23 protein-coding genes are annotated in these 23,148 nt (G+C 47.5%); 16 read left to right on the top strand and 7 right to left on the bottom strand.

Annotation, left to right across the window (positions count from 1 at the left end):
- Positions 1-12 precede the first annotated feature (12 nt).
- The 7 genes from KNQ06_RS09095 (at position 13) to KNQ06_RS09065 (ending at position 7,073) form a co-directional block, all read left to right on the top strand.
- Positions 13-2,256 carry an AAA family ATPase gene (locus tag KNQ06_RS09095; RefSeq protein WP_215148058.1) on the top strand — a complete coding sequence of 748 codons (2,244 nt, stop codon included), beginning with the start codon at positions 13-15 and terminating at the stop codon, positions 2,254-2,256.
- A gap of 12 nt (positions 2,257-2,268) precedes the next feature.
- A complete protein-coding gene (locus KNQ06_RS09090) occupies positions 2,269-2,706 on the top strand; it encodes an acyl-CoA thioesterase (protein ID WP_023467801.1) in 438 nt (145 codons plus the stop codon).
- A 237-nt stretch (positions 2,707-2,943) separates the two neighbouring features.
- On the top strand, positions 2,944-3,975 hold the full coding sequence (locus KNQ06_RS09085) for a M15 family metallopeptidase (RefSeq protein ID WP_149427060.1): 1,032 nt from the start codon (positions 2,944-2,946) through the stop codon (positions 3,973-3,975).
- A gap of 17 nt (positions 3,976-3,992) precedes the next feature.
- Entirely contained in the window at positions 3,993-4,607 is a 615-nt protein-coding gene (gene plsY / locus KNQ06_RS09080) for a glycerol-3-phosphate 1-O-acyltransferase PlsY (RefSeq protein ID WP_149427061.1), read from the top strand.
- 191 nt (positions 4,608-4,798) lie between these two features.
- Complete coding sequence (locus tag KNQ06_RS09075) at positions 4,799-5,563, top strand: DeoR/GlpR family DNA-binding transcription regulator (RefSeq protein WP_023467804.1); 765 nt, start codon at positions 4,799-4,801, stop codon at positions 5,561-5,563.
- Between the two features lie 25 nt (positions 5,564-5,588).
- Positions 5,589-6,251, top strand: coding sequence for a copper homeostasis protein CutC (locus KNQ06_RS09070; RefSeq protein WP_215148057.1), 663 nt, complete (start codon positions 5,589-5,591; stop codon positions 6,249-6,251).
- Positions 6,252-6,437: 186 nt separating this feature from the next.
- A complete protein-coding gene (locus KNQ06_RS09065; RefSeq protein WP_149427063.1) occupies positions 6,438-7,073 on the top strand; it encodes a DUF975 family protein in 636 nt (211 codons plus the stop codon).
- Between the two features lie 52 nt (positions 7,074-7,125).
- Here KNQ06_RS09065 and KNQ06_RS09060 read toward each other — a convergent pair whose 3' ends face one another.
- Positions 7,126-8,007, bottom strand: a complete 882-nt coding sequence (locus tag KNQ06_RS09060) for an NAD(P)-dependent oxidoreductase (RefSeq protein WP_215148055.1) — start codon at positions 8,005-8,007, stop codon at positions 7,126-7,128.
- Positions 8,004-9,749 carry an ABC transporter ATP-binding protein gene (locus tag KNQ06_RS09055; RefSeq protein ID WP_215148053.1) on the bottom strand — a complete coding sequence of 582 codons (1,746 nt, stop codon included), beginning with the start codon at positions 9,747-9,749 and terminating at the stop codon, positions 8,004-8,006. The genes KNQ06_RS09060 and KNQ06_RS09055 overlap by 4 nt, the downstream gene beginning before the upstream one ends.
- Positions 9,750-9,873: 124 nt before the next feature.
- On the opposite strand from KNQ06_RS09055, the gene KNQ06_RS09050 reads away from it, so the two are divergent.
- The 4 genes from KNQ06_RS09050 (at position 9,874) to KNQ06_RS09035 (ending at position 14,135) form a co-directional block, all read left to right on the top strand.
- Positions 9,874-10,305, top strand: coding sequence for a YaiI/YqxD family protein (locus KNQ06_RS09050; RefSeq protein ID WP_215148051.1), 432 nt, complete (start codon positions 9,874-9,876; stop codon positions 10,303-10,305).
- Positions 10,306-10,388: 83 nt separating this feature from the next.
- Positions 10,389-12,023, top strand: coding sequence for an ATP-binding protein (locus tag KNQ06_RS09045; RefSeq protein WP_251133504.1), 1,635 nt, complete (start codon positions 10,389-10,391; stop codon positions 12,021-12,023).
- Between the two features lie 32 nt (positions 12,024-12,055).
- Positions 12,056-13,810 carry an EAL domain-containing protein gene (locus KNQ06_RS09040; RefSeq protein ID WP_231681778.1) on the top strand — a complete coding sequence of 585 codons (1,755 nt, stop codon included), beginning with the start codon at positions 12,056-12,058 and terminating at the stop codon, positions 13,808-13,810.
- Positions 13,811-13,871: 61 nt separating this feature from the next.
- Positions 13,872-14,135 carry a hypothetical protein gene (locus KNQ06_RS09035; protein ID WP_215148049.1) on the top strand — a complete coding sequence of 88 codons (264 nt, stop codon included), beginning with the start codon at positions 13,872-13,874 and terminating at the stop codon, positions 14,133-14,135.
- Positions 14,136-14,207: 72 nt separating this feature from the next.
- On the opposite strand, the gene KNQ06_RS09030 is transcribed toward KNQ06_RS09035, so the two are convergent.
- Positions 14,208-15,173 (bottom strand): DUF4003 family protein, encoded by a 966-nt coding sequence (locus KNQ06_RS09030; RefSeq protein WP_215148047.1) that lies wholly within the window; start codon positions 15,171-15,173, stop codon positions 14,208-14,210.
- Positions 15,174-15,227: 54 nt separating this feature from the next.
- Complete coding sequence (locus KNQ06_RS09025; protein WP_215148045.1) at positions 15,228-15,743, bottom strand: DUF1836 domain-containing protein; 516 nt, start codon at positions 15,741-15,743, stop codon at positions 15,228-15,230.
- 112 nt (positions 15,744-15,855) lie between these two features.
- Here KNQ06_RS09025 and trhA point away from each other — a divergent pair, with 112 nt between their 5' ends.
- From trhA to KNQ06_RS09000, 5 genes are all read left to right on the top strand, one after another.
- Positions 15,856-16,503 carry a PAQR family membrane homeostasis protein TrhA gene (trhA, locus tag KNQ06_RS09020; protein ID WP_023467814.1) on the top strand — a complete coding sequence of 216 codons (648 nt, stop codon included), beginning with the start codon at positions 15,856-15,858 and terminating at the stop codon, positions 16,501-16,503.
- Positions 16,504-16,621: 118 nt separating this feature from the next.
- The gene (locus KNQ06_RS09015; RefSeq protein ID WP_215148043.1) at positions 16,622-18,346 is read left to right on the top strand and encodes a M3 family oligoendopeptidase; all 1,725 of its coding nucleotides are present in this window, start codon (positions 16,622-16,624) and stop codon (positions 18,344-18,346) included.
- A gap of 42 nt (positions 18,347-18,388) precedes the next feature.
- The gene (rpiA, locus tag KNQ06_RS09010; protein ID WP_215148041.1) at positions 18,389-19,087 is read left to right on the top strand and encodes a ribose-5-phosphate isomerase RpiA; all 699 of its coding nucleotides are present in this window, start codon (positions 18,389-18,391) and stop codon (positions 19,085-19,087) included.
- A 21-nt stretch (positions 19,088-19,108) separates the two neighbouring features.
- A complete protein-coding gene (locus KNQ06_RS09005; protein ID WP_064300174.1) occupies positions 19,109-19,369 on the top strand; it encodes a hypothetical protein in 261 nt (86 codons plus the stop codon).
- Between the two features lie 577 nt (positions 19,370-19,946).
- Positions 19,947-20,801, top strand: a complete 855-nt coding sequence (locus KNQ06_RS09000) for a hypothetical protein (RefSeq protein WP_215148039.1) — start codon at positions 19,947-19,949, stop codon at positions 20,799-20,801.
- 581 nt (positions 20,802-21,382) lie between these two features.
- Here KNQ06_RS09000 and KNQ06_RS08995 read toward each other — a convergent pair.
- The 3 genes from KNQ06_RS08995 to KNQ06_RS08985 are packed head-to-tail and all read right to left on the bottom strand — an operon-like array spanning position 21,383 to position 23,139.
- Complete coding sequence (locus KNQ06_RS08995) at positions 21,383-21,787, bottom strand: DUF350 domain-containing protein (protein WP_023467822.1); 405 nt, start codon at positions 21,785-21,787, stop codon at positions 21,383-21,385.
- A 13-nt stretch (positions 21,788-21,800) separates the two neighbouring features.
- On the bottom strand, positions 21,801-21,968 hold the full coding sequence (locus KNQ06_RS08990; RefSeq protein WP_023467823.1) for a hypothetical protein: 168 nt from the start codon (positions 21,966-21,968) through the stop codon (positions 21,801-21,803).
- A gap of 55 nt (positions 21,969-22,023) precedes the next feature.
- Positions 22,024-23,139: a GGDEF domain-containing protein gene (locus KNQ06_RS08985; RefSeq protein WP_215148037.1), complete on the bottom strand. Its 1,116-nt coding sequence runs from the start codon at positions 23,137-23,139 to the stop codon at positions 22,024-22,026.
- Between the last annotated feature and the right edge of the window lie 9 nt (positions 23,140-23,148).

The raw sequence follows: 23,148 nt of genomic DNA, 5'->3' as shown, positions 1-23,148 counted from the left end.
AGGAGGTTCAACATGGAAGCATTCTCGAAAGAGGAGATGTTCAATCAAATCAAAGTGTGGGAAGAGGGCGCGAAGGTCGAGGAGGTGCTTGCGCTACGTTATGCTCAAAGTAGCCGCTTGCTTGGAGAGACGGAAGCACTCGTCCGCATCTTGGCGTTACTCGTCGAACATCGCTATATCATGACGGGACGACTGGACGCCTTAGCTGAGAGCTGGATGCAAGAAATCCGTCAGCATGGTCGTTTGCCAGCCCGTCTTGAGCAGTTGTTGACGGAACAACAATTACAAAGTACGTATCAGCGCCTTGTTGCGCATACGTTTCCGACGATTCGCGAGACGGACAATGCGAACGCCAAACGATCAGCGACGAAGGAACTGATTCTCCAGGCAAGCCAAATCGTCGAGGAGACGGAACAAATCGTCGAACTGACGGAACGACTGCGTCGGTTGGATGCCGGACGCTGGACAGAACTGTTCGAGGCTGGAACGGCATTACTACGTTCGAGTGCCACGCTTGAACAGACAGCGCAGACATTCGTCGACAGCCTACAAGAGCGTTTCTATTCCCGGGAAGCGTTTCGCGAGATGACGGAACTGAAAGCGACGACGATCCAGGATCTCAAACGTGTCGTCGCTTTGCTCCCTGTCGAAAGCAAACAAGTCGAACGCTCAGCACTCGAGGAACTTGACGCGATGATTGGTCTCGAAGACATCAAACAACGGGTCCATCATATGTATCGCTTCTTGAAGTATCAACAGAAGCGATCGGAAGATGGCTACCGTTCAAGCGATCAACCATCGCTACACATGATCTTCATGGGTAATCCCGGAACCGGGAAAACAACCCTTGCCCGTCTGATGGCAAAGATCTATCACGAGCTCGGACTTCTCGAACGACCGGAAGTCGTCGAGACGGATCGTTCGTCACTCGTCGGTGCGTTCGTCGGTCAGACGGAAGAACAGGTCATGAGTAAAGTCCGCGAAGCCGTCGGAGGGGTGCTCTTCATCGATGAAGCCTATGCCTTAAAACGTGCCGGACAAAGTGGGAACGATTATGGTCAGGCCGCGATTGATACGCTCGTCGCAGCGATGACGAGTGGGGAATATGCAGGGCGATTTGCGGTCGTGCTTGCTGGATACCCAGAAGAGATGCGTGATTTCCTGAAGGCGAATCCTGGACTCCGGAGCCGTTTCCCGGAATCAAATCATTATCTACTCGCCGACTATACGGATCAGGAGCTGCTCGCCATCGGACGGTCGATCGCGACTGCGAACGATTACGTCTTGACGGAACAAGCAGAGCGGGCGTTGCTCGGTCGTCTGGAACGAGAACGGGTTGACGCCAGTTTCGGAAATGGACGCGCCGTCCGTAATATCGTGCTTGATGCGATCTTCAAGAAGGGATCAAGCCTTGGAGAGAGTGCCAGTCACGAAGACTTTGCCTTACTTGAACAAGAAGACTTCGAGATGGTGCAAGAACCGGATGCAACCGTTGAGGAGCGGATCGCTTCGCTCGTCGGATTGTCTGATCTTAAAGATGAACTCAAACAGATTGAAGCTCTGTTGTCGATGCAAAAACGTCGCCGGGAAGCTGGTTATAAAGTCTTACCGGTCGAACTACATGCGGTCTTTAGCGGCAATAGCGGAACCGGAAAGACGACCGTCGCGCAGCTCTATGCCGATGTCTTACGACAATGCGGTTATTTAAAACGGGGACACTTGAAAGTCGTCAGCCGGGCGGATCTTGTCTCTGGTTACGTCGGACAAACGGCGCAAAAGACGCGAGACGCAATTCGCGATGCGCTGGGTGGTGTCTTATTCATCGATGAAGCGTATGCGTTAAACGGTGGAGCGAACGACTTCGGGAAGGAAGCGATTGATACGCTCGTGGATGAGATGACGAAACATCAAGATAATCTCGTCGTCGTCCTTGCGGGTTACGAGCAACAGATGAACGCTTTGCTTGCGAGTAACCCAGGATTGAAATCACGCTTCAAACGGTCATTCCACTTCCCGAATTACTCGCCAGACGAGTTGATTCAAATCATTGAAGGATACGCAGCGCGGTTCGGATACGAGCTGACGGAGGACGCACGATTGACGCTTACCGAGAAGATTGATGTCGTTCCAAACGGAAACGCACGGGCGGCGATCACGATCGTCGAACAGGCGATCGCGAAGCAGTCGATGCGATTAATTGACAAAGTTAGCTTATCCGGTTCAGAATGGTCCTATCTTGAAAAAGAGGATTTTTAAGGGGGAAGCTACATGCACACGATTGAAATACCTGTCCGCTACGCCGAGACGGACATGATGGGCATCGTCTATCATTCGAATTATCTCGTCTATTTGGAACTCGCACGGACGGAATTGATCCAGTCCTTAGGTCTTGACTATAAGGAAATGGAAGATGCGGGGTATGTCTCCCCGGTCACGAATGTCAATCTCGATTACAAACGCTCGTTGACGTACGGTGATACAGCGGTCGTCACAGTCTGGATTGATCATTACGATGGACTACGGACGATTTATGGCTATACGGTCAAACATCCGGACGGGAAGCTTGCGGTATCTGCGAAGACGACACATGTCGTCGTCAAGAAGGAAAACTTCCGACCGATTCGCTTGCCGAAGGTGTTCCCGAACTGGCACGAAATTTATGAGAAGATGAGCGAGACGGACGCAGCACTCTTAACGGAAGCGTGAAGAGATACATCAAAAGCGGGATCGATTTTTGAATCGATTCCGCTTTTTTTCTTTTTTCAGTCTGAACAGTAAAAATTAGCACTTGGTACTAACGACCGATGACAAAGTCAGGATCATTTGCGAAAATAAAGAAGCTGAAGTAAGGTAGGGACTTACTCCATCTGTCGGAAGTAGACTCGACGGATGGAACGATTAGCGGTAACATAGAGAAGCATAAAAAGAAGAGGGGTCTTACTCATGAAAAAAATCGTAACCGTCAGTACGTTAGCGCTTCTCCTTGCAGGATGTAATCCTGGGGATCAACAAGCGGATGATACAACGAAAACGGAACAGAAATCAGATGAGACAAAACAATCAAACGACGAAACGAAAAAAGAAGACACAGCAAAAGACACGAACAAAGAAGAAACAAACAAAACAGACGAAACAGCAAAAGACGATACGTCAGAAGAAGCAAAACAAGAAGACAATTCGTCTGATGCGGCAACGCAAGAAGATCAAGAATCTTCAGATGAGACGAAAAAAGAAGAAGAACAAAAAGACGATACACCAGCTTCAGAGAACAAAACAGAGGACAAAAAAGACGAATCGACGGATAAACCGGATAGTTCATCTCAGGATCCAGAACAAGAGAAACCGTCGAAACCAGAAGATGAGACACCAGACGTCGATAAATCAGCAGATGCCAAAGCAGATCTATCACTTGGTAATCTCGTCGTCGTCAATAAGAAATACAGCTTGCCAATCGACTACAAACCATCGGATCTCGTCGTCCCAGACGTCAGCTTCTCATACTCAGGTGTACTTGAGCAGAGCTACATGCGGGCGCCAGCTGCGAAACAGATGGAGAAGATGTTTGCCGCTGCTAAAAAAGAAGGCGTGACATTGAACGCAGTTAGTGGATTCCGTTCAGGCGAACGTCAAAAAGTATTGTATAATAATTATGTCGCACGTGATGGCAAGGCAGCTGCTGATCAATATTCAGCGCGCCCTGGTAACAGTGAACACCAAACAGGTCTTGCTTTTGATATTTCGGCACCAAGCGTTGGTAACGGGTTGACGGCTGCCCTTGGTGATACGAAAGAAGGAAAATGGATTGCGAATAACGCAGCTAAATATGGTTTCATCGTGCGCTACGATCGTGGCTTCCAATCACGGACAGGCTATACGTATGAGCCATGGCACATTCGTTATGTCGGTGTCGATGCCGCGACACAAATTAAAAATAACGGACAGACTCTTGAGGAATATATGAAAGTCGGTCACTAAGAGGTTGGAGGTTGACTATGATTGAAATCATAGGGATTTTAGTTCTTGGCTATCTGCTTGGTTCGATACCGTTCGCACTTCTCGTCGGGAAGTGGGGACACGGGATGGATATTCGCCAACATGGTAGCGGGAATCTCGGAACGACGAATACGTTCCGTGTCTTGGGAAAAAAGGCGGGAATCATCGTCTTGATCGGTGATTTCGGAAAAGGAGCCGTCGCAAGCCTCGTTCCCATTTTGATGGGAGCAGACATACATCCGTTGTTTGCTGGACTAGCAGCTGTCATCGGTCATATCTATCCGATCTTCGCGAAGTTCAAAGGCGGAAAGGCAGTTGCGACGTCCGGAGGGATGTTGCTCGTGACGAGCCCTGTTCTATTCATCTTCCTGCTCGTCTCCTTTTTGACGACACTTCGTCTGAGCCGGATGGTGTCGCTCAGTTCAATCGTGGCGGCAAGTGTTGGAATCGTTGTCTCCATCACGATTGGAGTCTTGACGAACGACTGGATCGTTCCGACGTTCTTTACGGTTCTTGCCTTGTTCGTCATCTTCAAGCACCGTGAGAACATCCAACGGATTCGCCAAGGAACAGAGTCTAAGATTCCACTCTTTGCAAAGAAATCGTCTGAATGAGTCATTAAGACGCATCTACATCTCGTTCATTGAGATGCGGATGCGTCTTTTGTTTGTGGAAAAAGTCGGATAACGGACGAATTCAACGACATTTCATAGGAACTACACGTTTATTTACATCGGATTTACAAGACCTTTACAGACGTTCGATACACTAGAACTAGAACTTGTCTGTGAAGGGGGAAGCGCACGTGTCGTTGTTAGGAGAAGAGCGGAAATCACGCATCATGGAATGGCTGGAAGAGGAAGGGAAAGTCATGACGAAGGATTTGATCGAACGTCTCGATGTCTCGGGAGAAACGGTACGACGCTACTTAGAGGAGCTCGAGCGGGAACGGCAGTTGAAGCGCGTCTATGGCGGCGCCATCTATCAAGGAGGAAAACGAGAGACACCGATCTCACGTCGGACGGATCAGTTATCTCGCCGTTTAGCGCGTTATGCGAAAGGATGGCTTAGCGATTATTCCTGTATCTTTCTTGGTCGAGGTGAGCCGGTCGAGCATCTGTTGCCGTATTTAACGGGGAACGCAACGATCGTTACGAACTCACTGATGGTCGCTAGTCACTTGGAGCAGTGCCGTAAGACGGGACCGTTCAAAGGTGAAATTCGATTACTCGGTGGGACAGTCGATGCCTACGGGCAGACGGTAGGAGTTGAAGTCTTGCAGGCGCTCGATGCTTACGCTTTTGATGCCTGTTTTCTATCGTTTGACGGTGCTGAAATCGAGCGTGGCTTCGTCAGCGATGATATTGAATCCTCGCTGATTCAAAAAGCCGTCATCAGCTGTACGAAGGACGTCTATGCCTTTTTGGCGAATGATGAATTCCAGGGCAATCGTAAATATAAGGTGGCGGAGTTCCGCCGTGCGAAGATCGTTCTCAGTCCAGCCTCCTATCCACCATCGTGGGAGATGAAACTGTTCAACGAACGCGTGAACTGGATGGTCGTCTCATGATACACTGATGCGGGAGGGATGCATCATGTTAGAAATCATCGCATCGACCGTAGAAGAAGCGGTCGCAGCAGAACAAGCCGGAGCGGACCGGATCGAGCTCGTTTCCGCATTATCCGAAGGGGGATTGACGCCGAGCTATGGACTGATTCGTCAAGTCGTCTCGACGGTCGAGATTCCAGTTCACGTCCTCGTGCGACCACATAGTAAGTCGTTCGTCTATTCGAAATCAGACGAAGAGGCGATCATCACGGATATCGACTTGATCCGTGAACTCGGTGCTGCCGGGATCGTCGTCGGCTCATTGACCGCAGATGGTCGTGTCGACGAAGGCTTCCTTGGTCGAATCATCAAACATAAAGGGGAACTGTCACTGACGTTCCACCGGGCGATCGACAGTAGTCGTGATATTTTCGAAGCGGCAGAAGTACTCGCTGATTTTCCGGAAGTCGACCGAATCTTGACGTCAGGTGGTCAAGCGACGGCGGTAGAAGGAAAAGAGACAATCGCGCGCTTGATCGAGGAACATCCAGACTTGATCATCTTACCAGGGTCCGGAATCACGCTTGAGAATGCGGAAACGCTTCTCAAAGCGACGAAGGCATCGGAACTGCATGTGGGATCCGCGGTCTTACAAGACGGTATCATTCAAAAAGAACGTGTTGAAGCATTGACGCGACTTCTTGGCTAATCTTATACCGCACGAATCCATTTTTCGAATCTGATGAGATGAGAGAAATGGATTTTTTTGTATGTCTTCGTGACGGATTTTCGACGATTCCGTGACGCGCTTGAAAAGCAGAGTGGGATAACTAGGTTTTTCAACGGGACTACGCTAGAATCAAAGATGGAAATAGTGGAAATGAAGGAGTACGACATGATAACAAAACAATTAAAACAAGACGCCCTTGGTACACTAAAAGGACGCTGGCTGGTCGGGCTAAGCATCTCGATCATCTACTTCCTTATCTTTGCGCTTGCAGCAAGCCGGATGTCCTTTGACCAAGATGACATCGACAGCATGGTCCGTTTCATCGGACTGAACATGGTCGTAACGATCGTCCTTGCTCCGGTGACGGTTGGACGAACGATTGCTTACTTACGCTTCACACGCGGGGAGTCTGCCAGTATCGGAACGTTATTCGAAGGGTTTTCTTCGTTTCGACGTGCTTTCCGGACGATTGCTGCGTATGCAATCGTGACGGTATTGGTCTATGTCGGATCATTTTTGATTTTACCGGCATTGTACTTTTATCTAGCGTATCGCCTCGTCCCGTACATTTTGGTCGACCGGCCTGAATTGTCATTTTGGCAAGTACTCGGTGAGAGCCGTCGGATGATGAAAGGGCATAAGCGTGAATTGATCATGCTTTACTTGAGTTTCATCGGCTGGGGTATCCTCGCACTACTTAGTACTGTGGGTGTCATCTTCTTGACGCCATACTTCGATACGACGATGGCACACTTCTATGAACGCTTGAGACCAACACGTCAATCATCCGTCGAGGGATGAACGAAAAACGCCTGTACATTACGTCAGTGGACGTAGCGTACAGGCGTTTTGCTCATTCTACCGAAGCGCGTGAACGTTCGGCGAGCAACAGATAAAGCGCTTGTGTACCGGAATCGGCGTGACCCAGCTCAGCAAGTTGTTCATATAAATCCTTCGTCAGTGCGAGACCAGGTGTCGCGATGCCCATCTCAGCTCCTCGCTCAAGGGCAAGGCGCATATCCTTGATGAAGTGTTTGACGAAGAAACCAGGTGAGTAGTTTTCAGCGATGACGCGCGGAATCAAGTTCTCAAGACTCCAGCTACCGGCAGAACCAGATTTGATCGTCTCGATGAATTGCGTCGGGTCAATCCCGGACCGCGTGACAAACAACAGCATCTCCGCTGTTCCGATCATCGAGCCGGCAATCGCGATTTGGTTCGCGAGTTTCGCCGATTGTCCTTTACCAGGACCACCGAAGAGTGAAATCGATTTTCCCATCGCTTCGAATAAGGGCTTCGTTTGTGCGAAAGCCGCTTCTTCCCCACCGACGAGAATGGCGAGTGTTCCGTTCTTCGCGCCGAGGTCACCACCTGTGACAGGTGCGTCAAGTGCCTGAAGACCGCGTGCTGCCGCTTCCTGCGCGATTCGTTCTGCAAGAGCCGGACTGGATGTCGTCATGTCAATCAGAATCGTTCCTGGTGCCGCATGATCGAGGATTCCGTCTTTGAAGTAGATCTGCTCGACGTCTTGCGGATAACCGACGATCGAGATGACGACGTCGACATCGGTGACGACGTCTTGAATCGTATCGACGATCTCGACACCATCTGCTTCAAGGACGAGTCCTTTTTCTTTCGTGCGATTATATCCTTTGACTGTAAAACCTGCCTTGCGCAGATTGCGGACCATGCCTTGTCCCATGACACCTAATCCGATGAAACCGACTGTCTTCATACGTGATTCCCCCTTGCACGTTCCGTGCCGATGAATTGTTGCGTTACGAGCTTATTATACAATGGATTGTCGACGACAAGACGATCATGTGTCCCGATGCCGGAAATCCGACCATCTTCAAGGACGATGATTTGATCGGCATGACGAACTGTCGCGAGACGATGGGCGATGACGAACGTCGTCCGTCCGACCATCAATCGCTCGAGTGCTTCCTGAACGACCCGCTCTGACTCGGAATCGAGGCTTGACGTGGCTTCATCCAGCAATAGAATTTCCGGATCACGGAGGAGTGCACGTGCGATTGCAATCCGTTGGCGTTGACCACCGGACAACTTGACACCCCGTTCTCCGATTTCAGTTGCATACCCCTCCGGAAAACGTTCAATGAACGTATCGGCATTCGCCATTCGTGCAGCCTCACGGATTTTGTCTTCACTGACGTCTTCCGCAAGACCGTAGATGAGATTGTCGCGTATCGTTCCCGATAAAACAGGTGAGTCTTGGGCGACATAACCAATCGCTTGGCGCCAAGACGATAACGTCAAATCAGTGATGGATTGATCTCCGAGTCGGATCTGACCGGACGTCGGTTGATAGAACCGCTCAAGTATCGCGAATAATGTCGTCTTCCCAGATCCACTCGGACCAACGATCGCTGTCGTCTTGCCGCGTGGTAACGTAAAGCTGACATCCTGGAGGATGGGCGTCTCATTGTATCCGAATGACAGGTGATCGACCGTGACGTCCGTAAACGGACGCGGCGCAACAAGCGCTCCAGGTGCTTCCGGTGTCTCGTCGAGCAGTTCGATGATTCGCTCTGTCGCCCCACGTGCTTTCTGCAACTTCGTGATGAATTCAGTCATCGTCACGAGCGGCGTCATGATTTGGAACAAATAGAGTGAGAAGGCGACGAGTTCACCCGCCGTGATCTGGTTCGTCGCGACGCGGTAGGCACCAAAGCCGATGATCAAGATCAACATCGTCGTTAAGGTGACGTTGAATATTGGCAACAAGAGGGCTTGAATTCGTCCTTCCTTGACACCATAGCCATAAAGATTCTCAATGCGAGTTTTCCCACGGTCCAACTCATAGGGTTCTGTCGCTTGCGATTTGACGAGTCGGACTTCGCCGAGCATCTCGGCAAAAAAACCGGATAATCCTGCGAGTTCCTTCTGAGTCTCACGGGATATCTTATGAAGCTTCCGCACGAGTGGAATGATGATCAATAGCGTCACGGGTACAGCGATGACCATGACGAGTGTCATCTGCCAGTCGAGGAAGAACAGGATCGTGATCGCTCCGATGATCGAGACGAGTGATGTCAGCAGGCGGACGAGTTGCTCCGACAGCAATTGCTGGAGTGTCGTAGCGTCACTATTGAGCCGAGAGACGAGCTCACCTGATTTCGTTTCATCATAGAACGGAATCGATAAGGTCAACAGGTGTTTCCATAAGAGCGTCCGCAAATTGGCGACGATCCGTTGACCGACGATCTGTAACCAATAGATGGACAAGGCGTTCGCGACGACTTGGACGACGAAGACGATCACGAACAAGCTGATCAGCTGCGGAGTCAGTCGATCGACTGTAAAACCGTCAATCAACGTCTTTAAGAACCAAGGAATGGCGAGTGCTGCCAGCGCTTGGATGACGGAGACGGAAACGGCAGCGGATAATAATCCGACCGGGGGTTTCGTTTTTTTCAATAACAGGTAAAAAGATTGGAACGTCGCAGCGTTCATTTCAACACATCCTCTCTTTTCCATTGTCCGAAAGAACGAAGAAACGGTCAAATGGGAAACGCGACTTGACAAGAAATCTTTTGGTTTGTGACACTGATAGTGGAACCAACAAGGGAGGATGCAGATGTCTATTTTCGTAGATGCGGACGGATGTCCCGTTGTCGATCTCGTCATTCGACACCGACAGGGACGTGACGTCTTTTTAGTTTGTGATACAGCACACCAGATGATGCGGGAGGGGGCGACGACGATCACGGTCGTACAAGGACCAGATGCCGTTGATTACGCGATCGTCAATCGGATGAAACGTGGTGATCTCGTCGTGACCCAAGACTACGGTCTAGCAGCACTTGTCTTAGCACGAGGAGGACTCGCGATCGACCAAAATGGTCGTCAGTTCACGAACGAAAATATTGATTTATTGCTTCATACACGCCATGTCGGACAACAAATCCGGCGAGCAGGTGGACGGACGAAAGGTCCGAAAAAACGGACGCGCGATGCGGACCGAGCCTTTGAAGAGGCATTTCGTGCATTAGTGCAAACCAGCATATAAGGAAGACAGTACTCGAACTGTCGATCAAATAGGGACCATGCTATAATTTGTAACAGGAATGCATTCAGAAAGGAGGATACACGTTGAAACGAATCTTACGCGACCACTCGAAGGACCGTCCTTACCGATTGCGCCAAGGAACGGTTCCGGCATCAGCTGAGGCACGACTCACATCACTCGATCAACGTGAAATCAATCGATTACAACAGAATTTACGAGAAGTCGAACTGAAATTGAAGCAACGCAATGAAATCATGGAAGCGTTAGCGACGCAAAATGTCGAAGCGGCCTGTGAGACTGTCCTGACGATCTTGTTGCAACTGCTCGATGTAAAAGAAGGTGCCATCCTCTTGTACCGTCGCGAACAGTTGAATCATTTCGTCGCGCAAGGCATCGACGAGATGGAGTTGATTGAAAAAGATCTCGATCAATATTCAGTCTTACGTCGGGCGTTCGTCATGCGTAAATCGGTTCAATTACCGATTGGCGATCAGTTTGAATCGGCGATCCCCGTCCAATCTCCAAGTAATGGACAAGTCGTCGGGTTACTTTATATTCGTCATGCTTTTCCTCAGTTCAATCTAGAGCAAGTCGGGGACTTACTTGATCTATCACGAAAACTCGGAATGACGCTTGAGCGCCATCTCCTGTTTCATCAGATGGAGCATGAAAAAATCAAGACGTATCAGCTCCTCGACTCGATTCGGGAAGCTGTCCTATACATCGAGAGTAGTGGGGAACAAATCTATGCGAACCAAGCCTTGTTGAACATGTTTCCACCGAAGCTCGTCAATCAGGCGCAAGGATTCCGCCACGCCTACGAACGGGCGACGTCGCTGTTTGAACATGTCGATCAGCCAGACGCACTCCATGACTACATCGGACAACTGATGAATGGAGATATTCCGGGAGAAACGATCGAACTATCAGCGTTTCGAGGAAACTTACTACTCAGTGCTTACGCCGAGCGGATTGCGATCGCAAACGTCGAGTGGGGTATGATGCTCGTCTTACGTGACGTGACGAAAGATAAGGAACTTGATCTCAAGCAGGCAGAATTCGTCTCGATCGTGTCGCACGAGTTGCGGACACCGCTCTCTTCCATCATGGGCTTCACGGAATTATTGATGAAACGAGAAGTCGATCCGAAGCGCCAAAAGCGATATTTGCAGACGATTCATTCCGAAACCGTTCGTTTGGCGGAATTGATCAATGACATCCTGGAAATTCAAAAAGGAGAAGATTCGACGCATGGGACGCAAAAAGAACCGCTTGATGTGAAACAATTGATGTTCGAGATGAAACCGATGTTTGATCTCGCGAGTCGCGCGCATCGCATCAGCGTCCAGTTCGATCCAGGCTCCTATACGATTTCAGCAAGCAGTGAAAAGATGAAACAACTGTTCACGAACTTGATCATGAACGCGATTAAATATTCGCCTGAAGGTGGGGCAATCCGGATCAAAGGGTCAAACCAGTCGGATCAACTACGGATTGAGATATCAGACGAAGGGCTAGGGATTCCAGAAAAAGCGCTCCCTTACATCTTTGATAAATTTTACCGAGCAGATAACTCGGATACACGTAAAATCGGTGGAACCGGCTTAGGACTCGCGATTTGTCGGATGATCGTGCTTGACCATGGAGGAGCGATTTCCGTCCAATCGACGGAAGGAGAGGGCAGTACCTTCATCATTCAACTCCCGCTCGACGTATGACCGACAATCGACTGAGAAAGGAGGAAGACACGGTGAATAATTCACACATTCGTTATGAAGCATTGCATCCGCTCGTCGAAGAGATTCTTGAAAAACTGAGTGAACGAATCGGCGTCAACACGTTATTTTTTGCATTGAACGACTCCTACAGCAACTTTGTCGTCAAGGCGATCAATCAAGAGCGACGGTTGATCGAAGAAGGCTCGACCCATGTCTTCCAACACGTTCTCTGTAAGCTGGTCGTCGATGAAACGGATGGAAAGGTTTCAATCAGTGAATTGCTCAACGATCCATTGACGGTTAATCATCCGGTCACGAAAGCACTGGGGAACGGAAGTTTCATGGGAGTGGCAATCAAGAATGCTGAGAATGAGAAGATCGGGACGTTGTGCGCCTTCGACGATCAACCATTCGACTTCAAGGAGCAGGATATTGCACTTGTGGAACATTACGCTGACATCATTAGTAAATCAATCAACGTTGAAACGTATGTCATCAAAGACGCTTTGACAGATGTCTATAACGAACGCTATATGAATCGTTTAATTTCGAGTGTGACGATTCATCCAGCTTTCTTGATGGTCTTGAACCTCGACCGTTTTCATGCGATCAATGCTACGCACGGTTACCGGATAGGGAATGAAGTGTTGCGTGAAATTGCAAGTCGTTTAAAATATGTACCGTTACCGAATCATGTCGTCGGACGGATGGATGGTAATGAGTTCGTCGTATTGGCAGAACTTGAGCAAGAGCAAGAATTCGAACAGCATGCAATAGACTATGCCCGCATCGTCACGGAAGCGATCGAGCAACCAATCGTTGGTGTCGCGGACGAACCGATTCACGTGACGGCATCGTCTGGTGTCAGTCTCTTGACGGGTGACATGGCGAGTCGTCAGACGCAGATTTATGCAGCGGAAGCTTTGATGCAACAAGTCAAACACGACGGAAAACGACGGACCTCGTTCGTCAATCCAAACCGGCATGCGGAACAGCACCCGTTTGCATCGGTCCTTGAATCAGAGCTGTCGCATGCACTGGAACGGGGGCAGTTCGAACTTTATTACCAATGGATCGTCGATGCGAAACAAGAACATTATGTCGCGGTTGAAGCACTTTTGCGCTGGAACCACCCAGTGCTTGGCTTCGTCAGTCCGACGGATTTCATTCCGATTGCTGAGAAGATGGAGATTTTTCCGGACATTGGTCGATTTACGATCTGTCAGGCAATCTTGGATCAACGCCGGTTAGAAGAAACGTTTGGTCGTAAGATTTCCGTCGCCGTCAATCTATCGGCAAATCAGTTCGAGTCGGATCAACTATTTTCCGAGTTAATTCGACTAACAGAAGAGTCTTACTTCCCGAATGAGCGTCTCATACTTGAAATTCGTGAGGAAGTACTGCAAACACGTCGTCGTTTTGCCATCAAACGCTTGGAACAGTTACGCCAAGCAGGCTATCGTCTGACCGTCGATCATTTCGGCAGTCATTATGCGTCGCTCAATTCGTTGTTACGCTTACCTGTTCAAGCGGTCAAACTCGATCCGATTTTTACACGTCGACTCGTTCAAAATCAGTTGGAGCGCTCGATGATTCGCTCTGTCCATTCCTTGACGTCGACGTTGAACATCGCGCTCGTGATTCAGGAAGTCGAAACACCGTCACAGCTGCAACACATTCAAACGTTAGATGAGTTATTGTATGTGCAAGGATACGAGGTCCATCATCCTCAGCCCATCGATCAACTGCTCGTCGAAGACATCATGCGAGGACGTGCTGAGGTTTAACCGTTCTTCAGTCGGGAATACCTTAAAAGGTGGAACAAGTACATTTTAAGGGGGATGCCAAATGGCTGATCAACACGATAAAGAAACGGATCCGATTACTTCAGGTAATCGAATGACGAAGGATGAGATTGCGGGGCGTGATCCGCAGGACCATGCGGAGGTTCCGGAAAAATCGAAGGATGAAAAAGAATCGAAGCATCCAGATCAAGAAGCAGACACATCAAGTGAAGAAGCTTCAAGTGAAGAGGCTCCCGATTTGTCCCATGCTTCAGATGAAGATGGCGATGTCCAGCCTTCTGATGAAGACCAGCAAGATAAAGAATAACTAAAATGAAAGGCAATCGATGTCCGGCAGAAATGCTGGATATCGATTGCCTTTTTTTGATGGAGTAAAAGATTACTCGCCACCGCCACCGCCGTCACCACCACCATCAAATCCTCCGTCGATCCCGCCGTCTGTCGCATGGGACGTGTCGGTCAAATCAACAGGGAAGAGTAAGAACGGAATCGCGTCGGCGCCGTCCGGTGGGAGAATCGAAGATGGGAAGAGCTGTTGCAGGATCGTTTGTTGACTCAAGTATAATCGGATTGCCGTCAAATAGATTAAGTCCTTCCGGTATTTAAAATGTAAATCAGAGCGTAACGCCTCTGCCATTTGTTCGAGTGACGAAGCGTGAACGTTTGGGTCACCGAGTAACGCAAGCATGCCGTGGAATGACAGCGGAACATGGTGTTTACGATGTATTTTACGGGATGCCTCCACTTGTGCGATATAGCGATCCCAATCGTCTTCAGGCAATAAAGCGAATATCAAGGCGACGACATACGTCTGTTGAGCGCGACCGAATCGCCGTTTGAGTCGTTGATAGACCGTTTCGATACGCGAGGCGAGTTCGTCTAACTCACCGCGTGTCGTAGCGTGAAAATAGACGAAAGAGATCAATAGCGGTGACACGATGAACCGATGTTGTTTTTTGAGGCGTGTGTATAATTGTACCGTTCGTTCAAGTACCGCGTCCTGTGGAGTAAGACGACTGATGAACAGGGCAGTAGAGTAGGCATTCAAGGGATGCGACAAGCGATGCGATTTGAAATAGCCATGAATCGACATCATCTCAGCAATCCGACTCGGTGTGTGGGCGTCAAAGGCATGAATCTTCGAAGCAAGTAATAATGCCTGGGTGGTTTGTGTATGCAAGCGTATTTTTAAGTCATCTGCTGTCTCAAGCAACACACTTGCGGAAACCTGCTCCGTTCCGATCGTTCGGTCGAATGCTAGTTCGATGAGAATACCATCCTGATAGGTTCTGAATTCTGGTCCGATGTGATCCAGCTGTCGCAAGAAAGTCGTCGCGATCTCCATGACTGTTCCTCCTCTGCCTTTTCTTCTAGTGTATCACGCAGTGAAAGCGTTCTCTTATTTTTTCAGTTGGGTGTCAATCAATTGTTCTGCTGCGCGCCGGTATAAGTTACTCATATGAGCCATCGCTAAGATCTGTTCCAGTGGGTCGGTCGTCGAGGAGGTTAGAGCGTCTTGTTCCGTTACGAAGCGGGCTGTATTTCGTTCCGTCAGTTCGAGGTAATTGCGATAAAACCCTTCAAGATCGAGTTGATCCTGTTCGATCCCTTCGTTCAAGGGCGCGAGAATCGTCTTGATATCATTGATCGAAAACGAACTTTTCAATTGATAAATCAAGCTGATCAGAATCAAGTGCTCCTTCGTATATTTTTTATTCGTGACCGGAAAGAATAATTTCTTTTTGGCATAATTGTTGATCATTGTCTTCGTCAAAATCGTCTCATCTGTACTTCGCGTCGTTTCCTCGAATGTCCGCTCGAACAGTTGGATGACTTGATCCATATAGAGATCGATATTCGGAATATCTTCGAGCCGTAATTGACGATCGTGTCTCGTGTCATCAGAATGTGTCATAAAAAAACCTCCAAAATCGCTAAAATAGGACTTTCTACTTCTCCATCATATGATAGAATACGTATATAACGCCATGTAGTATTCGAAACTACATATCAGGGGAGGAACGAAAGTGAAAGCTTATATGAGAGAACCGATTAATGGATTAACGCATCTTGGAGGGGCTGTCTTTGCTTTTGTCGGGTTACTGGCACTTGTCATTAAGGCATCGTTAGAACGGGGGGCATCACTTGCGATCGTTGCAGCGATTATTTTTGGTGTCAGTATGATGGCGCTCTATGCTGTTTCGGCGACCTACCATATGGTGCTTGCGAGCGACCGGGCGATCGCGATCTGGCGTCGGTTGGATCATTCGATGATTTATCTGTTGATTGCCGGGTCTTACGCACCGTTTTGCCTCGTCAGTCTGAACGGCCCGACTGGTTGGGTCTTGTTCAGCATCGTCATGTTGATTGCAGTCTCTGGAATCACCTTTAAATTGGTTTGGTTCAACAGTCCACGTTGGTTATCAACGACGCTCTACATCGGAATGGGCTGGATCATGGTATTTGCGATCACACCACTCGCGCAAGTCTTATCACCGCTCGGCATCGGATTATTGTTCCTTGGTGGTATCTTCTACACGATTGGTGGCATCATTTATGGGCTGAAGCCACGTATCTTATCGTTCAAACATCTTGGATTCCATGAAATCTTCCATATCTTCGTACTACTGGGTAGCCTAGCGCACTTCCTATGTGTCTACTTCTTCGTCTTATGAGGATGTCCTCCTTCAGTCAATGGCTGAAGGAGTTTTTTTGTGTCTGATGGAAAATACAGGAGAAGTCGAGTGTCCTCACGAATGAAAGAACGAATAGATCACGCATAGGGGGAAAGGTATGAAACACACACGATGGCAGTTAGAAAAACTCTACACGATAGATGACGTCAAAGCAGGAATTGCTACGATACAAGCCACGTTGACGAAACATCCGGCTAATGTGGCAAAACAGGTCGAGCGTTATCAGCAAGTCGCGCGCGACGTCGAGGAATGGAGCGACTTCATTTACTGTCTGTACGCTGAAGATGTCACGCGCTCAGAAGTCCATCCATTGCTCGAAGAGATCGAAATCGTGCAAGCGATGGTGCGCAGTGAGGCAGCAGCACTCGATACGAAGATCGCCGCACTGTCACAAGAAGAGTGGGAGGAGCTCGTCACGGGTTCACCATACGCCTTTTTCTTGAACGAACGCCGTGACATCCAGTCCCGTCGTGCACCACTGGTTCAGGAACAATTATTGCAGGATCTCGGTGTGGAAGGGTTCCAAGGCTGGGGGCAGCTCTACAAACAGCGTTTCATGGCATTGCGCGTCGACTTGGATAATAAGCAGGTCACGATCGGTCAAGGACTACACGAAGCGATGTTCGCACCTGACCGTTCGGCTCGTTTAGCGGCAGCGACAGCGGTTGACACCGCGTGTGCACAGGAAGCTGACCTGTTTGCGACGATTCTGAACCGGATTACTGGCTTCAGATTGCAATCCTACAAGATGCGGAACTGGGAGCAACCATTGACTGAGTTGCTTGAGCAGAACCGGATCTCTGAAGCGAGCCTAACAGCGATGATGGAAGCACTCGATCAACACCGCGACCTCTTTCACGCCTATTACGCTCGCAAGATTGCCCAGGCGGAGCGGGTGACGGGAGAATGGCATGATTTTGAGACGAACACCTATCGTTCCGCGCGTCACGTTCCGTTTGAGATGGCAGAGACCATCGTCACGACACAATTCAAACGATTGAATCCGCAGCTCGGCGCCTTCGCGGAAAACGTGTTTAGTGAGGGATGGGTCGATGCAGAGAATCGTCCCGGAAAAGCGGAGGGGGGATTCTGCGCTGCCTTTCCGATTGCCAAAGAGAGCCGGATCTTTATGACGTACCGCGACAGTTATCCGGACGTCGCGACGCTCGCTCATGAATTCGGTCATGCCTATCATAATTATTTACTGCAAGATGAACCGTATTTAAATCAAGTCAAAGGAACGAGCATCGCGGAGACGGCTTCGACGTTCATGGAGAATCTCGTGCTCGATGCTGCCATCAAAGAGACGACGGAACGGGAGGAAGTGCTCGCTCTCCTAGAGGTCAAGATCCGAGAAGGGTTAAAATATGCCAGCATCGTTCCCGGCATGTTCCGGTTCGAGCAACGGTTTTATGCGGAACGTCAGCAAGGGACGGTCAGTGCCGAACGGTTAAGTGAACTCCTGCAAGAGGAAGAACGGTTAGCCTATGGTCCGGTATTGCCTGAACCGGCGCGCTATAAATGGATGTACATCAGTCACTTATTCAATCCGAATCTTGCATTCTACAACATTCCCTACACGATCGGTTATCTGCTCAGCAATAGTCTGTATCAGACGGTTCAAGCGGATCCGAGTCAATTTTCGACAGTCTTTGAAGCCGTCATGCATGATTCCGGTCAAGCGACAATCGATGAGATCGTTAACCGTCATCTCGACGCTGATCCGACATCTGTCGCGTTTTGGATGGAAGCCCAGCAATCGCTCGTCCAGGCAATTGAGCAGTACCTGAAGTTAACGGAATCCTCTCTCTCCGTCGATTGAAGACGAATCGAAACGGGAACAGAAATGTAGGGAGGGATGCGGATGTATGAACAGGAGAAACAATTAGTCGCTGAGGCAGCACTAACTTACGTGAAAGATGGGATGATAGTGGGTCTTGGGACGGGTTCGACGACGGAACGGTTCATCGAGGCGCTTGGTCCACTTGTGCAGGCGGGACTACAAATTCAAGGCGTGGCAACGTCACTTGCGACGGTCCGACTCGCGGAACAGTTACACATTCCGTTGATCGACTTGGAAGAGGGAATGGAAATCGATGTGACGATCGATGGGATCGATCAGATTGACGGACACTTCCAAACAATCAAAGGTGGTGGCGGTGCACTATTTCGCGAGAAAATCGTCGCACTGATGAGTCGGGAATTGCTCTATCTGACCGATTCCTCGAAGTTCGTCCATCATTTAAGCGGACCGTTACCTGTCGAACTGGATCCGTTTGCGTTACCGTATGTGCAACAACGGTTACGTGATAAGCATATCTCAGCAACACTACGCGTGAAAGACGATCGTCCCTTCGTTACAGATGGAGGTCACGTGATTCTTGACGTTGATGTATCAGCCATCTCGGACATCCGAGTATTTGCAAAAGAAGTGAAGAGTTGGTCGGGTGTGCTTGAGACGGGTTACTTCGAGCGACAGCCCGATCATGTCCTGACGGTCGAAGAAGGAAAGGTCAAACGCATCGCGCATCCACGACTGCGTGACGGCGGTGGATTGGTTTAAGGGAAGAAAGAAGGAATCCATATGGGCTTGAAAAAACGGTATTTATTCGGAGCAGGTGTCATTGCCGGTGCGAGTCTACTGTTGTTCAGGAAGCGGGAACAGGGCACACAGACCGATGCGTTACGAGACTATTTAGCGCATCTCGATCAGGATCCGAGTCCCGATGCTGCGAAAGACCCGGATGAGGTCGGATTGACGAAACTTGATTCGATCTATCGGTCGGAGTGGCAAGCGAATGGTTTCCCACGTTCGCGGACGGAGCTAGAGGAGCTTGAAAAATAAATGATAACTTAACCGGCCCTGAATCTTAATGATCCAGGGCTATTTAAATCATAGGCAATCAAAAAGAGAATAAGCTTATTACGCCAAATGGAATGTTTGGAAAAGCGTCTTCACTTCTTTATTTAATCGACACTTATTGTTAGCAACAAATCATGGATATCTATTTCGATTTCGTTTTATTAATTTTATATCCTAACATCAGGATAGATCCTTTCGGGTGGCGGCGAGTAATTGTTGGACGTCGAGCCATTCCTCATAGTATCTTCTTTGGATACGGAGCAACTTTTATGGATAAAATACGATAATGCCTTCAAGTGTTTTATACAAAAGTTGTCCATGGTGTGCAAAAATGCAAAAAGATAAACTCTGAAAAAATACGTTGAAACGTTTAAATGAGTAAAAACTTTTTAAGTTGTTACGTGCCTCTTACCTATTCGATAAGAAGGTAACCATAAAACACATTGCCTGCAGAAAAAGGGGATTAGAAAGCCGAAGCATATTATGAAATGAAGAATGTTGCAGAAACAGTTAAAGATATTACATAATATATTCACACTAGTTTGGAAAGGAAAAAACTATGACTAATAAACAATTAGTTTATGACTTTACTAGATATATAGAAACAAAAACGTCTCTCGAAAAGTATTTAGATATAAATGAGAGCGATATATTAAGTTATATAATTGGAAATAAGGATTCTTGGGATACAGATGAGTTTTTAGAGACATTTAATATAAGTGATGAAAAATTGTTAGCAACTGATCTAGTGTTAGTTTCTCTACATGTTACAACCACAAATGATAAGTTTGATTCGTTAAAAAGATATGGATTGCTTAATTTACAAGATGTCTTAGAAAAAGATACACCACTTAAAAAGTTTTTGGATAATCTAAAAATTTATATTGATGTGGCAAATAAAAAAATATCATACAACAATAAGGTGTATGATATAAGCAAAAAATACGAAGATGTTTCAAATCCAGTTGATGCATTTATTCGTAAACTCTACATGGATTATCAGATAAATTCATTCTTTAATTATGATAATGTGCTAAATTATGGTGTACAAAAAAGACCTGAATTTTTTATAGAATTATCAAAATTGTTAAAAGTTGATTTAAGTAATGCTTGGATACAGCAAAAGAAAGAATGTTTCGTTATTAAATTTCATACACCATTATCAAATATTGAAAGTTATACTTTTGATATTAGTAAAAAAGATCAACAATACTTAGACCACTATCAACTAGAACTATTAAAAAGGAAATGGGTCATAAAAAACTCATTATCAAAAATTGAAGATGACTTTTTTTATTCAAGTTCAAGAGAGTGTTACTGCTATTTGAAATCAAATGTAAGTGTACCTTATTCAGACATAATTAAAATATATACTCCTGATGAATATCTTAAAGAGTATAGAACAGAAGATTAACGAAGCTTATACAATATATCAGTTTTTTCAATTTATAAAATCAAAAAGTATGTCTACTTATGAAGTCAGTGTTCTTTATGGTTTATTAGAACAACAAGAAGACAATACAAAAAGAAGATATGAAGGAATCGTGATACCAACAGGATGAAACAGAGCCAAGTAATGCTTTATAGCGTGACCTCAATCGTTTATTTCAAAGTACACTTCAGAAGGATATAAGCGATTTTAGTTAGGTATCTTATATTAACCATTCGAATTACACATCATATTTGGAACACTGGTTACCTTCTTTTTAAGCCACTCGTCTTACTAATATAAAGTTTCTCTTCTCTATATCTATTCTCTCACAGTGTCAGAAAAATCGTAATCATTTAGGGATTATGTCAAGAAGAGAGAACAGAATGCAGTATCAATATGTGGATATGTGCATTGTGTATCGTAAAGAAGGTATCGAAAAATAAATGAATATGTCTTCACTATATTTTAGTAAAGAGTACATATAATAACCCACTGAATTACGAAATAGAGTTTTAATCTAAACAGCCCTAGATCCTAATGATCCAGGGCTGTTTTCGTGTGTCTTAATATGTAAGCGATCCTGCAATGATCAAACCGATCGAAATCGATAAGAAAAGGAGCAGCAAGCCGACTGCTTCGTTATTCGCATCAATCTCTTTCGTCATGCTTAAGCGTGGGATTAGTAAATCCGCGAGATAGAACAAAACGATTTGTAAGACGATCGCGAGTGCACCCCATAACACCATATCGAGAATGCTGACGGAGTTCGAGATACTCGAATAGAGGACGATGGCAAGACCAAGAATACGTCCACCGAAGGCGTAGACGGCCGCTTTCTTCCCGTTACGGATTAATTCGAGCTCCTTTGATTTCGTCGTCACCTCGAACAGGACGACACCGATTGCAAGGAGTACGGTCGCGACACCGATATACGAGAGCGTTGAAAGGAATAGATCACTGAATGTCATGCTGGTACCTCCATCATGATTTTTTATTTTTTTTGCGTTGTTCGTATGCAACATACAATTCAAGCAGTGCTCCGACGAGAATACCTGCTGATACATACAAATAGAAGTTGTCACCAATGAATCCGAACAAGAGACCTAAAATGAGGCCGATCAGGATATAGGGACCTTTTGCTAACTTCATGCCAATCACCTACCTCTTCTTTAAAGGTAGCGGATTTCAGAGGTGGCGTCCATCGTTATTCTTGAAAGCTGACGGCAGATTCTGCATTAGGAGAAAACAGGACGACTTGATTCCGTCCTTGTTGCTTTGCTTGATAGAGAGCAGCATCCGCATCCAGTAGAAGATCGTCGATTTGCAGTGTCGTCTCATCGTATGCGGCTAAACCAAACGATGCTGTGAGCGATAGCTCTGTCGTCGCTAGTCGGAACGGACTAGAAGCGATCCGTTCGCGTAATTGCTCTGCTAAAGGCAAGACTTCAGCAAGCGGAACACTCTCAAACAGGACTGAAAACTCCTCACCGCCGTTACGGGATAAATACCCGCTTTCTGCCACTCCATCGCGCAGTCGATTGGCGAACTGCCGTAGCACCTCATCGCCCGCCTCATGTCCATACGTATCGTTGACCTGTTTAAAATGATCAATATCGATCGTCAACAACACGACCGACTGTTTGGTTAGAATCAATCGCTGTTTGACATCCGTATAGTATTCGTTGAAGGCGCGTGAATTATTTAATCCTGTCAAAAAGTCGAGTTGCGCTTTTTGCCGAAGCATCCGTAATGATTGTTTGGTCAACCGAATATCACGGATGATCACTAGGGCGAGCCAACTACTGACGAAAGAAGCAGGAATGACGACTGCCATCACTTCAAGTAGAAGAATCTGTTTCGGTAAGACAATCCATAAGACAAGAGCGTGTAAAGCCGTCGCGTAGAGCGTCACGAGTGTGAATGTTCGTTTTGCATAGGGTGGCATTTCGCGAACGATTAAGCTTGTTCCTAAGGCGACGGCGACGATGAAACCGAATGCGGTGAAGGCTGCTAGGTTCGTTCCTAAACTGAAACGATAGATGATGATCGCGATCGTCACGATCGTTGTCGGGATGACGCCACCAAAGTAGGCAGCGACGACGACCGGAATATGACGCAAATCAACCATGACGCCAGGTGCTGCTTCAATCGTCATCTGCATGAGTAGTAACGAGATGACACTTAGAGCAAGACCGTACAATACGCGTGTCAGCCGTGGGGAGTCACGGGTGATCGGGAGCGGTGATAATTTTCCGAGCAGATAGAAACCAGCCATTAATAGCGTCACGTTATGCAAGACGTCAAAAAGGATGCTTTTCATGAAATGTCC

It is taken from the genome of Exiguobacterium sp. s91 (genome assembly GCF_018618915.1).
Classification (GTDB): Bacteria; Bacillota; Bacilli; order Exiguobacteriales; family Exiguobacteriaceae; genus Exiguobacterium_A; species Exiguobacterium_A abrahamii.
The sequence above is the reverse complement of the archived record's forward strand: the minus strand, read 5'-3'. Positions and strand labels throughout refer to the sequence as shown.

Bases quoted from the DNA above. Each gene is read 5' to 3' on its own strand.
- KNQ06_RS09095 (WP_215148058.1), top strand. From the start codon at position 13: ATGGAAGCATTCTCGAAAGAGGAGATGTTCAATCAAATCAAAGTGTGG.
- KNQ06_RS09090 (WP_023467801.1), top strand. From the start codon at position 2,269: ATGCACACGATTGAAATACCTGTCCGCTACGCCGAGACGGACATGATG.
- KNQ06_RS09085 (WP_149427060.1), top strand. From the start codon at position 2,944: ATGAAAAAAATCGTAACCGTCAGTACGTTAGCGCTTCTCCTTGCAGGA.
- plsY (WP_149427061.1), top strand. From the start codon at position 3,993: ATGATTGAAATCATAGGGATTTTAGTTCTTGGCTATCTGCTTGGTTCG.
- KNQ06_RS09070 (WP_215148057.1), top strand. From the start codon at position 5,589: ATGTTAGAAATCATCGCATCGACCGTAGAAGAAGCGGTCGCAGCAGAA.
- KNQ06_RS09065 (WP_149427063.1), top strand. From the start codon at position 6,438: ATGATAACAAAACAATTAAAACAAGACGCCCTTGGTACACTAAAAGGA.
- KNQ06_RS09060 (WP_215148055.1), bottom strand. From the start codon at position 8,007: ATGAAGACAGTCGGTTTCATCGGATTAGGTGTCATGGGACAAGGCATG.
- KNQ06_RS09055 (WP_215148053.1), bottom strand. From the start codon at position 9,749: ATGAACGCTGCGACGTTCCAATCTTTTTACCTGTTATTGAAAAAAACG.
- KNQ06_RS09050 (WP_215148051.1), top strand. From the start codon at position 9,874: ATGTCTATTTTCGTAGATGCGGACGGATGTCCCGTTGTCGATCTCGTC.
- KNQ06_RS09035 (WP_215148049.1), top strand. From the start codon at position 13,872: ATGGCTGATCAACACGATAAAGAAACGGATCCGATTACTTCAGGTAAT.
- KNQ06_RS09030 (WP_215148047.1), bottom strand. From the start codon at position 15,173: ATGGAGATCGCGACGACTTTCTTGCGACAGCTGGATCACATCGGACCA.
- KNQ06_RS09025 (WP_215148045.1), bottom strand. From the start codon at position 15,743: ATGACACATTCTGATGACACGAGACACGATCGTCAATTACGGCTCGAA.
- KNQ06_RS09015 (WP_215148043.1), top strand. From the start codon at position 16,622: ATGAAACACACACGATGGCAGTTAGAAAAACTCTACACGATAGATGAC.
- rpiA (WP_215148041.1), top strand. From the start codon at position 18,389: ATGTATGAACAGGAGAAACAATTAGTCGCTGAGGCAGCACTAACTTAC.
- KNQ06_RS09005 (WP_064300174.1), top strand. From the start codon at position 19,109: ATGGGCTTGAAAAAACGGTATTTATTCGGAGCAGGTGTCATTGCCGGT.
- KNQ06_RS09000 (WP_215148039.1), top strand. From the start codon at position 19,947: ATGACTAATAAACAATTAGTTTATGACTTTACTAGATATATAGAAACA.
- KNQ06_RS08995 (WP_023467822.1), bottom strand. From the start codon at position 21,787: ATGACATTCAGTGATCTATTCCTTTCAACGCTCTCGTATATCGGTGTC.
- KNQ06_RS08990 (WP_023467823.1), bottom strand. From the start codon at position 21,968: ATGAAGTTAGCAAAAGGTCCCTATATCCTGATCGGCCTCATTTTAGGT.
- KNQ06_RS08985 (WP_215148037.1), bottom strand. From the start codon at position 23,139: ATGAAAAGCATCCTTTTTGACGTCTTGCATAACGTGACGCTATTAATG.